Origin of the sequence: uncultured Microbulbifer sp. (assembly GCF_947489355.1) — a bacterium.
Classification (GTDB): Bacteria; Pseudomonadota; Gammaproteobacteria; order Pseudomonadales; family Cellvibrionaceae; genus Microbulbifer.
In genome coordinates, this window is the sequence record NZ_CANLDD010000024.1 from 31,123 (window position 1) to 44,149 (window position 13,027).

Here is a 13,027-nt window from a genome sequence, read left to right on the forward strand (position 1 = left end):
GGCAGTGTGTCGTTGTTCTTCACCGATTCCCACCAGCACTTCTTTCGCCCGCTGACCGGTAAATACCGCGAGCAGGTGGTGGAGTGCCTGCGTCTTTTGTATGAGCGTTTGTACACCGCCAAGGCTGACTACGGTGAGTCCTTGCTGCGCGAGCAAATTCTTGAAATTTTTGCCGAAGCCCTGACCCGCGCGCCGCAACTCGACAGCGAAGAGGGTGTACAGGACCCGGAAGGCCGTTTCCGCAACCTGCGCGATCAGGCCGTCTGGGTACTGAATAGCCTGGTGGAGTTCGGTTGGCTGGAAAAGCAAGTGGACAGCGCTACGCTCACCGCCACTTATCCTTTTAGTCGTCGGGGCCGCCTGTTTACTCAGCCATTGGTGGAAGTGAACGGCACTCGCGTGCGCACCCGCCACCGCAACACCCGCAATACTTTAAATGCCCTGGAGGCCTTTGCCAGCCGGGGTGAAATCCACGACCTGATCGATGCCTGGGAGTATTCCGAGCGTATCGTGGCGGATTTCACCGATATGATTGCGGAGCTGGAAGAGCGCAAGCGGGAAATGGTGCGCGAGGTGGAGGCCCAGCTGCTGGTACAACAGGCTACCGACCAGTTTTTCTCCTTTATGGAGAGTCGCTTTCAGCCCGACCTGGCCATTCGCCTGTCTGCGGACAGCGTGGAAAAGCACCGCGACGCCATCAACCGGGTAATTGAGCGTATCCGCCGCAAAGAGGAGGTGCAGAAAGCGGAGTGGGAGAAGCGCCTGCGTCAACTGCTGCCGGAACTGGTACAACAGGGACAGTCCCTGCTGTGGCTGATGCTCGATACCATTGAGGACCGTATGCGCCGCGCCTGTGAGGTGAAGTTGCCCGCATTGCGCCGCGCCCTGCAGGGCTTTACCAAGCGTGCGGATATTATTATTCGCCAGCTCAGTTACCTGCACAGCCAGACCGAGGGCGAGTTTGCCGATCTGTGCCAGCGCATCGGCGACAGCCAGCAGAAAACCCAAATCCTCGAACAGCTGGGTGAAGCGTTGGGCGGCTTCCAGCTGCGCCTGTTCGACCCTAGGCAAACCCAATTATGGCAGCGCAGCCGCCGCCACCCAGTGAATACCCGGGTCGAAGAAGAATCCCCAATCGGTGAGGAGGACCGCCGCGAGATCAAGCTGCAACAGCTCCTCGACCAGGCGTTTAACTTCAACAACAGCCACCTGCGGGAATATTTACACAATGCCCTGGGCAAAGGCCGCCAGATCAACAGCCGCAACCTGCCACTCCGGGATGCGCGGGATTTACTCGCCATGAGCCATGTGATCGAAGCGGCAGCGGTGAGCCAGAGTGGTGCCGCCGACTTGCAGGTGAAATTTACCGGCGAAATTGCCAGCAATGATTATTTCACCGAATTTGACGAATATATCCTGGAGCTAAAAAATTGTGATTGAACAGGCTTTGGAAGAGGCTCTGGCACAGTGTCATCTGAACCGCAGTGAGTTTTCCGAACTGTTGGTGCGCCTGTTGGATTACGGCGTGATTTGTCGGGATGAAAGCGTGATTGAGACCACGCTTTACGATCGTTTCCAGCGCTGCGAGCAGCTGGTGCGCGAGTGGTTGGCGCCGCTGGGACTGCGTTTGCAACACGACAGCCGTTTCCAGTATATCCGTGTCTATCCGCCCGGTGCCGAAGTGCCCGGCCTGCCGGATCAGGAAGAGCCTCACCACGGCGGCTTCCGCGCACGCCTCAGCCAGCAGGAAGTGGCCTCGATTCTCGCCCTGCGGGTGGAGTATGACAAGGCACTGCGGGAAGGGCAGGTGGATGAGAACGGCTGCGCCGCGCTCTCATTGGAGGCCCTGGAACTGGGGATGCGCAACCTGCTGAAAATGTCCCTGCCGGATAAACACGCCGAACGCAAAAATCTTTTGAAGAAATTGCGTCAGCTGCGCCTGGTGCAGTTCAGCAGTGAAGAGGCGGAGACCAGCGCGGAAGTCTGGTTGCGGGTGCGCCCGACGATCGCCCACTTTGTTAGTGAATCGGTATTGCGTCAGCTGGTGGAGAGTGAGGCTCCAGAGGTTGCTTGCCCCGATGGCCGTGAAGGAGGCGAATCTGAGCAAGAGAAATCCTCTGCGCGTATCACTCCAGACAACGAGGATCACAGCCTGTTTGAGACAGAAGCTTCGTCTTAGAGAGAAAAAAATGGCCGGAAGTACCGGCTATCAATCATCGATAATATTCGACCGCCTGGGGCTGCGCTAGTCGCACCGAGGGGCCTTGGAGAGGAAAGTCGGGTTCCCGCCTGCGATAAGACTATGTTTCTGAAAAAACTGATCCTGATCAACTGGGGCAATATTCCGCAATTGGAATATGAATTCGGCCCAATCAACCTGTTTTCCGGCGGCAACGGTTCCGGTAAAACCACCGTGGCAGACGCGATCCAGACCCTGATGACCGCTGCCCACGACACCCTGTTTACTTTTAACCCCGGGCAAGACGAAACGACCCAGCGCGGACGCGGCGGCAAGCAGGTGCGCACCCTGGCGTCCTATGTGCTTGGCTGTGATGACGGCAGTTACGCCCGCCTCGAGCCTACCGATGGTTATATCGCCGGTGTTTTCCATCCCACCAATGGTGAAGAAGATGCAGAGCCATTTACTGCGGTGATGGGTATTCGCGCGCACCTGGATAACAGCAGCCAGCCCGCCCAGGCACGCCAGAGTGATTTACGCTTTTTTGTATTCCCCGACGGGCAATTGGTCATGGGGGACTTTGTCCGGGATTACACCGACGGCAAGCACCTGCTGCCTTTGGATAAATTCAATCAGGTACTGGGCAAGCAGTTCGAAAAAGTTGAGCAGTACGACAAGAAAAAGGTCTACCTGCGCCGTCTATACGGCGCCTTGCGTGGCCGCCGCGATGCGGTACCCGATCGCGAGGCCATGCACGCCGCGCGTACCTTTGCCAACTTTATGGCGTACAAGCCGGTCAAAAGCATCAACGACTTTGTCGCCCAGGAAGTACTGGAAAAACGCGATTTGGGCGATGCCATCCGCTCGGTTTCCGAGCTGATGAAAACTATTCACAGCATGGAGCAGGAAGCTCGCCAGATTGTGGGGCGGGTCAGTTCCCTAGAGGCCATTGCCCAGTCGGTGGAACTCTATCGGGAGCAGTGGCTGCAATTGCGCGTGCAGGAATATTTATGTGCCCGCCACCGCCAGCAACGGGTACAGAAGAGTTACCTGAGCGGTAAGAATGATCAGCAGAAATTACGCGGTGACCTGGAAAACAATGAGCGCGAAGTGCGTATCGTTTCCGAGCGTGTCGAACAGCTCAATGGCCAACTGGTAGAGCTGCAGGCCCAGCGCTTGGGAATCGATGCGCTGCGCAACAAGGACGAATTGGAGCAGCGCATTAACAATGCTCTGACCCTCCTGTCCCAGCAGCACACACCGCTGTCCGCCGAAGAGGTCCGCTGGCGTGAGAACCGAGAAGCTGCAGAAGAGTTGTTAAATCTGCTGAACAGCACTTCCGCCGAGTTGGAAATCAACGCCTTCTCCGACAAGGCGCTGGTGCGGGCGATCAAGCGGGTGACCTGCGAAGAAGACCTGCCGGATCTGCACAAGCTATTGGGCAAAGACTGGATCAATCTGGCCGCACTGGAACCCTTGCGCGAACGCGCTTCCAGCAGTGAAGCTTTACAGAATCGTCTCTGTGAACTGCTGGAAAGCAGTAACAAAAGTGCAACCGGGGATGAGCCCTCCCCCAAAGAACAGATTGCCCAGCAGGCCGCCCGCTGGGAGCAAAAAGTACAGCAACTGCAAAAGCAGTTGCGCACCCAGGAAAGCCGCATTCAACACTTGCTGGCCAACCGCGTCCGTTACCCCCAGGCAGTGGAAGGGGCTCTGGCTGCCATTCGCGAACAGTGCCCTGAAGCGGAGCCCCGCGTCCTTTGTGACTATGTGGAGGTGCTGGATGAGCGCTGGCAGATGGCGATTGAGGGCTACCTGGGTGGCGCGCGCTTCTCGATTATTGTTGAGCCGGAACATGAAGCACGAGCGATGCGTATCGTACGCAGCCTGCCGGGGCGCAATAACCGCGCCCGCGTTATCCAGGGGGATAAAGCCCGCCGGGATGCCGAACGCCTGGATAGCCCGGCCAATTCCGTTATCGAGCTGATGGAATTTACCCATAAAACCGCCGAACACTATTTGCGCGCGTCCTACGGCGCCGTGGTCCAGGTGGAGGATGAGCACGAATTGCGCGGCACTCGCCGGGGCCTGACCGTCGATGGTATGGCGAGTGGCAACTACAGCATGTGGCGCTGTGATATGGACGATGCCGAACTGGTATTCGGCCAGGGCGCCCGTGCCCGCGCATTGGCAGCCCAGCAGCGCACTATGGAGCAGCTGCTTGAGGAAGCTGCACAGGTTAATGAGCGCCACCAGCTCTACTGCCGGGTTATCACTGCAGTGCGCGGGCTGGCGAATATCCAGTTACTCTCGATTGTGGATTCCGCGCTGTCCGCCCAGCGGGAGTGGCGCAACGCTGAGCGTGCCCTGGAAAACCTGGACTTGAAGGACTTTGAGCAGTTTGAACAGCAGGTGGATGAACTCAAGACCCAGCTGAAAGCCCAACAGAAGCTGTTGTCTGATCTGCAGCGGAACACCGGCTCGCTGGAGACCAAATTAAAGGGCAATGAAAAGCTGTTATACGCACTCTCCGGCGAGCTGGAATCCCTGGACGATGCCGCCAGTGAAAGCGAGGGGATGGTAAGGCGTATTACTGCTATTGATCCCACCTTCGATGCCGAGCAGGTCTTGATCACTGCAGACAAGCAGGTGCAACACGCCGCGGACAATTTTGATTTCTCTGTGGATATCGAAAATTGGCAGGGAATACTGGAAAAATACCGCCGCCAGCTGGATCGCGCGGTGATGGAGTACAATGCCACTTGTGCCAGTGTGGATACCCTGATGTTTGAACCGGACCTCACTGGCGGCCACAGAGACGGGTTGTTCAAGTTGATCAGCGGGCTTGGTGATCAGGTAGAGACACTGCGCAACCGTCTCAAAAACAACCTGTTGGTGGAGCGTCACGATCAATTATTGGGATTAAAAAAATCCTTCAATACCACGTTTGTAACTCACTTGTGCCACGCTATTTACCAGTCCATCAATGACGGCAAGCGTGTGCTGGATGACCTCAACAAAGAGCTGGAGCATCACCGCTTCGGCGCCGACCGCGAGCGCTTTCGTTTCGATTACCAGTGGGTGGCGGAATTCAAGGAATACTGGAACTTCTTTAAAGCGGTGATCGAACTGCCGAATCTGGGCGAAGAGCAGAGCCTGTTCGATACGGATCTGGCGCCCAAGCACCGCAAAGTGCGCGATCGCCTGCTAGATATGTTATTGAGTGAGGATGAGCAGGTGGCACGGCGCGAGCTGGACCGCATCAGCGACTACCGCAATTACCGCAGCTACGAGATTTACAAGGAACTGGAAGACAAATTGCCTATCGCTCTCAGCCAGTACGGTACCGGCTCCGGCGGCCAGTTGGAAACCCCGGCTTATATTATCCGTTCCGCTGCGGTCACTTCCGCCTTCCGCTTTGGTGAAAGCGGCAGCCATTTGCAGATGGTGCTGGTGGACGAGGCTTTCTCCAAGATGGATGAATCCCGCTCCAAGGAAGTGATCCGTTACCTCACCGAAACACTGGGATTGCAGCTGCTGTTTATTATGCCCAGCAGCAAATCCGGGCCATTTATGGACCTGATTTCGAACCAGTTTGTATTCAGTAAGTGCCCCAGCGCCAAACCTATCGGCCAACTGAATACCCGGGTATATGTGGATCGCAAGGTGTGTAACCAGGAGCGTATCGCCGAGCTCTGGGCCAATCACCGCCGCACTATTCGCCAACAGGCATCGCTGGATTTTATGGGCTTGGTGGAAGTAGAGTGACATGACAGGGAGTGTTTAGCTTGGGGGGAACCCCACCACTGGCAGGGAGGCAACTGATGGAAAAGGCATTGCCCTATTGGGTGGAAGAGAACCCACTGTTGATCGGAATCCTGCATTTTATTTTGGATCGGCGGGATAGCCAGCTGGAACGGGGTACGGAAGCGCGCATCAGTTTCAGGCTGGATCTGCGCGCCGGCAGTAAGCGCTGGCAAGCGGTGTTGGAGCCACTCAGGGACCCGAACCAAGATGAACAGGCGTTGTGGGATGAGCTCCAACACTTCGCCAGTAAATATCAGTGCTTTGCAGTAAAGCCGAACCCCAAACGGCGCCCGGGTGTTGCGGAGTGGCAGGGTGCCCAGCTGATCTTTCGGGATGCCTGTGAGGAACAGTTGCGCCTGTGGCTCAATCGCCCACCCCCCAATTTGCGTAAAGCTGTCTGGACTACGCTGCTTGAACCTTACGCTGACTGCTTTGAAAATCCCGCCGCTTTCCCCTTGGATGGATTGGAGCTGCAGTCGGGGTTTGAATCTGTTGAAGAGATGGTTTCTTGCTGGGCCTCCGTAAGAAAAGAGCTGGTATTTGCCGAGAAAATTTCTTGGCGACAATTGGCCGCGCGCTGTTTTAAGGGGGACTCCAAACACCTTGAATTGCACAGCCGCCAGTCCCTAGTGCGCAACTTGTATCCAGGACTGAGCCGGAAAATCCAGGAGCGACAGTTGTTGCTCCACATTTACCTGCCCGCGCAAAATGAGCAGGTCATTTTTATCGAAAACCAGGATACTTTTATTAGCCTGGCGGAACAGCAGCCCATGCATACCGCACTGGTTTATAGCGAGGGTTATCGGGGTGGGGCCGAGCGTATTCGCAATCATGAGATCGCTCGATTTAGTACGTTTAATACAGCCAGTGAAGATGTTCGGCAACAATTTCTCCATTGGTGGTATAGGAATAGCTCGCTTTCGCTACCCGTTTTCTTCTGGGGAGACCTGGATTATGAAGGGATGCGTATTGGCGCCGCATTGAAAAAGAGCTTTCCTGAATTGCGGTGCTGGCGTCCGGGTTATGACTTGTTACTGGATACCCTCTGCGCGGGGAGAGGACATGCCCCTCTACAGGCGGATAAGGAGCGACAAAAACCGATCCAAAAAATCGGCTGTGAATATGCAGATGGTACCCTGATACCGGCTATGACAACATACCAGTGCCATGTGGATCAAGAGACTGCAGAATTTGGCGAGTTGCCGGCTGGATTGTTGTGATTTATCTTTTGGAAATAGCCTGGGCCGCTATCCGATAAAATTATTCCAGCCCTTAAAAAATGGCTATATCAAAGCCTTTGGTCAGTTTTCCAATCTGTTTTTATGCGCAATATCTCGGAAGATGCAGTAAATTTACGGTAAAAATGCCTCTTAAAAATAAGAAGGAACGTTTCTGGACATTTTATGCGTCAATTTTCCATTTTGGTTATTTTTGTTTTGGCCTTTGGCGGCGCCGCTGTTCTGTACGAGCAGGAAAGTCGCAAGGTGAAAGGTGTGCTGACCCAGATTACCCAATTGCAGGCACAGATGGGCGATCTGCAGGCAGAGGTCAATCGGCTTAACAGCGAGCTGAAGGCTGTGAAGCTTGCCGAGCGTCGCCGGCCCAACCTGAGCACCATGGCCAGCCGGATCCGCCGGGAGGTACCCGGCTCTGGGGCACCCCAACCGGTCGTTGGAACAGGGCTTGAAGGTACATCCAGTGGTTTGATTACCTCTGATGTTACCACGGCGCCGCCGGCGATCCGGTCCAATGATGGCAGCAGGGAGGATGGCCGTGACTGGTCACACCCCACTGTAGATGCAGACCAATACCAGGGAGAATCTGAGGAGCAGGAAGTACTGGACCCCTACCAGTAATTGTCCGCCATCTATTGATTTCAGCTTGAAAGGCCGCAAAATACCTGTCTTCTGGTGCGCTCCGCGCCAGGTATCTCGTGGGTCTGTTGCTTGTAGCGGACACTGTTTGTAGCCACTGATTGTGAGGGGGCGACCCGGCAATGCCGTTAAACAAATTCTACGCATCATTGAATAGTCAACTGGAAGGCCTGCTCTCGGCAGAGCGGGACTGGCTGGCCAATACCGCCAATGCCAGCGCGCTGCTGTTTATGGCGCTGGAAAATATCAATTGGGCCGGCTTTTACATCCTCCACGGCGATGAGTTGCGCCTGGGGCCCTTCCAGGGCAGGCCAGCCTGCACTCGTATTCCTGTTGGCGCCGGTGTCTGCGGCACAGCGGTTTCTAGCGGAGAACCCCAGCTGGTTGATGATGTACACCAGTTTCCCGGCCATATCGCCTGCGATGCGGTTTCCGCTTCCGAGGTGGTTATCCCGCTTTACACTGTCAGTGGACGCTGTCTGGGTGTGCTGGATATCGACAGTCCCAGGGTTGCCCGCTTTACTGAAGCGGACTTGATGGGACTGCAGGCTTTCACACAAGTGCTATTGAGTGCCTCCGATATCCCTGTGAACTGATCCTCTGTGGCATGGATGCTCTGATGGTCGGGCCCCAAGCGTTGAAAAAGGGCAAAATAGCTTGATTTTGTGAATATGCCTGCGGGGAAGAGGTTTATAAAAACCTGTGTTGGAGAGGTAGGCCAATTGCAAAGAGGAGTCGACTCCTTAAGTTCATAAGGCACTTAATGGAGGGTTTTTGATCCCTACTGCATCTGGAGGCGGTTTACCCTGACTTTTGGCTTGGTACTATCCACTACCAGATCAAGGGAATGACAGTTGTTCCAGCAAGGCCGTTTACACTATTTTGGTTTGAAAATCGAGGGTAAGAACACGTTGTTGGGGTTTTAGTTGTCTGATCAGGGGGGCGCGTATCACCGGCTGTGCGTTATAACCAATTCGCTTCAGTCCGCGACCTCAAAAAATCAGAAAGCCATTTTGACCGATCTCAAATGCGACTACCAGGCGGCAACGCTGAATAGTGCCTCAAGTGCTCTGGACCAGTTGGTGGCCCCATAGGGCGTAAATATCCACTGGCGCCCCAGTCCTGCCGAACCGTGGCCCACCTTGTCCACCTGCTTCAAACTATCCGGAATCCGTGCCTGTGCCGATTAAAACGGCCATGGCCGTCGAGGCCATGTGTTTGCGTGCCTAGTGAACGCTGGGGTAATTCGCCTTGGCAAAGCATTGCTGTGTTTTGTGAGGGGGTGAGTGGGAAATTGCAGGTGCCTCGGATGTGCTCATCTACATCGACAGGCAGCGGCCAGCTTAATCCAAGCCTGTTGGGCGGGCTTATATTAATCGATACGTTACGAATAGATCTGTAAAAACTTGATTGCCGATTCTGCAAATTCTGAAAAATAATCAAATAAACCAGAATAGGCAATCAAGGTGAGCCAGATGCTGACATGATTGCCAAGGATAAAGCGATCAGAGCCCCCATACCTGCCTTTACTGTTTTTTCCGCACAACGTTTTTTTTGGGCTATGTCCTGCGCTAAATGGTATCCTGGGGGAGCTGTAAAGGAGGGGCCGCTTTATTGAGAAGGCCATGGATTTTCATTATGGACCTGCTTTACAAGCACTCATTAATCAACTCTATTGAGCCTTCTCATTGCTCTCTATTTTAGCAAAACAAAAGCAGTAATTATTCAAACCTAAGGAAAGATAGAGTAATTATAATGAATAGAAAATTTACCAAGAGTCTGCTTGGGGCAGCGATCAGCTTCACAGTCTATTGTGGCAGTGCATTGGCAGATACCGGCTCTCTGCGCATCACAGTTACGGATGACGCGGGGAATCCTGTCGCTGGGGCTGAGGTTGGCGTCCATACCCCTGAGAGCTTGACCACAAAGCAAGGGGTGACTAACACAAACGGTGAAATCAGGCTGGTGGGGTTGGATCCCTCGGCAAAATACGAAGTTGAAGTTAGCGGAGCCGGTTATCAGCCCGTAAAGAGCGAGAACGTGTTGGTAGTATCCGGCCAAAGCTATGCGCTGAGTTTCGAACTGAAGGCTTCCGATGATGTTATCGAGGAGGTGATTGTAACTGGCCAGCGGGTGCGGCTGGTTGATACCACCTCTACTGTTGTCGGTCAGGACATCACCCTAGATCTGACCGAATCGCTGCCAACTGGGCGAAACTATCAAGCTTACCTGCAGCTGGCGCCGGGCACAAAGCCCTCCGCCGGCGGCAACCCATCCTCCAAGTCTGGAGTAAACTACAGTGATGTTCCGGATGCCAGAGGACGGACCTCAGGCTTTTCGTCCGACAATTTATATTACATCGACAACGTCAATGTAACCGATAATGTAACCGGCACTTTTGGTGGTTCGGTGAACTCTGAGATTATTCAGGAGCAGCACGTTCTCACCGGCGGTCTGCCGGCCGAATATGAAGGTGGTAGCGGGCTGGTTTCCCGCGTTATTACCAAGTCCGGGGGTAACGATTTTCATGGCTCCGTAAACTACTATATGCAGGACGATGGTCTGGTTGCCGACAACCGACATCTGGAAGGCAATAAGTTCTCTACCTTTGACAGCGCCTTTACCTTGGGTGGCCCGATCATTCAGGACAAGCTCTGGTTCTTCAGCTCCTACCAGATCAAGGAGCGTGAGGACGATGTCTTCTCAGCAGGTGGTGAATTTCTGCGCAAAGTGGAAAGATCGGACGACCTGGGTTTCGCCAAGCTATCCTGGCAGATGACAGAAAATGACAAACTCATCGCCACTTTCTTTAACGACCCTGTTGATATCAGCGGTTCGCGGGACTCCAGTGTGTTGAATAACCGCGATAGAACGCAACGTCAGGGCGGCGACAACTACAAGCTCGAGTATTCTCACTCCTGGGACAATATGGTCCTGATCCTGGAGGCTGCAAAGCACGAGGCCGAAATCAGTACCTTCGCCGCAGAAAAGTCCACGCGGAATGATGTCGCTTACCTGGCCGATGTCAGCAACCCGTCCCTGTCAGATTTGAACTTAGGTGGGCGTGGATCGGATAGTCTCCAGTTTCGCAATAAAGATACATGGGCTGCCACTTTCGCGTACTTTCTGGATACCAATTGGGGTAGTCATGACATCACGACGGGCTATTCCTATACGGAAAATGAACGCACTCGCCATCTGCAATATACCGGCGGTGAAGGTGCTCAGTATAATTCCGTCGCTAATATCAATAGCGGTGCCACTTTTGGAGATATGCTTGATGAAGCTTGGCGCGGTGAAATTCCGTTCTCAGGCGGTGATGCCGGGTTTATTATCAACGCGATAAATGCCAGTGCGGATAGCAACTTTTACTACGATTTGTTAGACGCGGATAATGACGATGTGATCACTGAAGGCGAGCTAAAAGCGCTGAGTTTCTCCAGTGCTGCCGGTAATCCAGATGGTACGATCAATGCTTATCGGATTATAGAGACATCTAACGAACCTTTCACGGTAAAAACCCAAGGTAACGCTTTTTATGTCCAGGACAAATGGAGCTACGGTAAGTGGACCGTCAATGCCGGGGTGCGTGCCGAGCAATGGGAGCATTTCGCCAGTGATGGTTCCAGCATTTTTACTTTTGACTGGGAGTTCGCTCCGCGCCTCGGTGTGACCTATGACATCAATGGTGATGGGGATCGCAAGTTATGGGGTTTCTACGGTCGCTACTACGACCCTATTCGTACCGATATGACTTCGTTTGCAGGCACGGTTACCGGCCTTGTGAGGGACGAACAAGTTTATATTGGTGATCGTTGGTTGACCTTTCGTACTCGTGGCCCAGGCGATGCAAACATTGCATCCACGACAAAAACGCCGTACACAGACGAGTTTATGCTCGGGTACTCGATGTCCCTGGGCGATGATATGAGCGCCGAGGTCACCTATACCAACAGGGTTACCGAGGACCTGCTGGAAGACTACGATTTGGCGCTGTACACCGACCCGGATCAGTCGGGCCAGTACGCGCTGCCGCTGTCCTACTTCGGTTTGGATGGACTTGGGGATATTCCGAACTATACGATTGCCACACTGAAAGGCGGTAAACGCGAGTACGACGGAGTGGAATTCACTTTCCGTAAGCGTCGCAGTGATACCTGGCAGATGCTGGCTTCCTACACTTATAACCTGGCTTCAGGCAATTCCAACTCCGATGGGGACGCAGACTTTCAGGGGGACGTGATCTGGCTGGATCCCCGTGCACCGGGAGTATATAGCGACCAGCCAGGCAATATCGAACACCTGTTCAAGGTTGCAGGCTCGTATTTCTTTGACAACGGCATTGAACTGGGATTGGTATACAGCTGGAATTCCGGATTGGTGTATAGCAAGACCTTCAGTATTTCCGGTCGACACCTGCCTGTGCAGGTAGAAGATGCCTATGAAAGTGGCGGTATTATCGAGAATTGGGTAGATTCCGATGCGGTTGGCAGCCAAGTTGCCAGTTCCTATGGAACCCTGGATGCCCGGATGAAATACAGCTTTCAGATTGCAGGATACGAGGCGGAGTTTTTTTTGGATATTTTCAATGTGCTAAACGACCAGGCCGGTATCCGCGAGCAGGATCTGGTATCAGGCGACGGCGAATATGACTTCGGTCAGGAGGTTGAATGGGTCGCGCCTCGCCGCTTCTATTTGGGTACTCGCTTATCCTTCTAAGCCTGTTTTTGCATGTTCTAGGAGATAGAAATGGTGAATAGGGCCTGCTTCATAGTATTCCGACAATGTCGGTTTGCAGGCCCAATCACGCGTCATCCAAGGATAAGAAGGGGAATATATCTACGAATAATGAGTATACGGATAAACCACTGCCCTTGGCGGTGAAACTTGACAAGGCTCTGCCGTTCAGTCGTGCAGTGTAAAACTATGGCCTCCCATGAACCGGGAGGTTCATTTAGGGGTCCATAGCAAGAGAGATTGACAGAGCCAATATTTCTGGGTCAGGGGCTATTATGTTTGCACTACTGGCCTGGATGAGCAGATGATTCGAGAACAAATTAAGAGTGTGAAAAGTGCCATCGGCTTGAACATCCTCGGGTTGTTCATTTGTGAGTAGGCTTGGATAGCAAAGTACACTAACGTCATTGAGAAGTCTTCCGTAGGGGGC

8 protein-coding genes are annotated in these 13,027 nt (G+C 53.7%); 7 read left to right on the forward strand and 1 reads right to left on the reverse strand.

The window, feature by feature from the left end:
- Positions 1-12: 12 nt before the first annotated feature.
- The 6 genes from Q1A48_RS11490 to Q1A48_RS11515 all read left to right on the forward strand — a co-directional run bounded on the left by Q1A48_RS11490 (position 13) and on the right by Q1A48_RS11515 (position 8,456).
- Positions 13-1,440, forward strand: a complete 1,428-nt coding sequence (locus Q1A48_RS11490) for a Wadjet anti-phage system protein JetA family protein (protein WP_299944896.1) — start codon at positions 13-15, stop codon at positions 1,438-1,440.
- Positions 1,433-2,179, forward strand: coding sequence for a DUF4194 domain-containing protein (locus Q1A48_RS11495; RefSeq protein ID WP_299944854.1), 747 nt, complete (start codon positions 1,433-1,435; stop codon positions 2,177-2,179). Before Q1A48_RS11490 ends, Q1A48_RS11495 begins: the two co-directional genes overlap by 8 nt.
- A 123-nt stretch (positions 2,180-2,302) precedes the next feature.
- Positions 2,303-5,947, forward strand: a complete 3,645-nt coding sequence (locus Q1A48_RS11500) for an SbcC/MukB-like Walker B domain-containing protein (RefSeq protein ID WP_299944855.1) — start codon at positions 2,303-2,305, stop codon at positions 5,945-5,947.
- Between the two features lie 56 nt (positions 5,948-6,003).
- The gene (locus tag Q1A48_RS11505) at positions 6,004-7,206 is read left to right on the forward strand and encodes a Wadjet anti-phage system protein JetD domain-containing protein (RefSeq protein ID WP_299944857.1); all 1,203 of its coding nucleotides are present in this window, start codon (positions 6,004-6,006) and stop codon (positions 7,204-7,206) included.
- Between the two features lie 183 nt (positions 7,207-7,389).
- Positions 7,390-7,842, forward strand: a complete 453-nt coding sequence (locus tag Q1A48_RS11510; RefSeq protein ID WP_299944859.1) for a hypothetical protein — start codon at positions 7,390-7,392, stop codon at positions 7,840-7,842.
- A 140-nt stretch (positions 7,843-7,982) separates the two neighbouring features.
- On the forward strand, positions 7,983-8,456 hold the full coding sequence (locus Q1A48_RS11515) for a GAF domain-containing protein (protein WP_299944861.1): 474 nt from the start codon (positions 7,983-7,985) through the stop codon (positions 8,454-8,456).
- A 437-nt stretch (positions 8,457-8,893) separates the two neighbouring features.
- On the opposite strand, the gene Q1A48_RS11520 is transcribed toward Q1A48_RS11515, so the two are convergent.
- Positions 8,894-9,019 carry a hypothetical protein gene (locus Q1A48_RS11520; RefSeq protein WP_299944863.1) on the reverse strand — a complete coding sequence of 42 codons (126 nt, stop codon included), beginning with the start codon at positions 9,017-9,019 and terminating at the stop codon, positions 8,894-8,896.
- A 596-nt stretch (positions 9,020-9,615) separates the two neighbouring features.
- Between Q1A48_RS11520 and Q1A48_RS11525 the strand changes: the two genes are divergently transcribed.
- Positions 9,616-12,579 (forward strand): carboxypeptidase regulatory-like domain-containing protein, encoded by a 2,964-nt coding sequence (locus Q1A48_RS11525; RefSeq protein WP_299944865.1) that lies wholly within the window; start codon positions 9,616-9,618, stop codon positions 12,577-12,579.
- Positions 12,580-13,027: the final 448 nt, after the last annotated feature.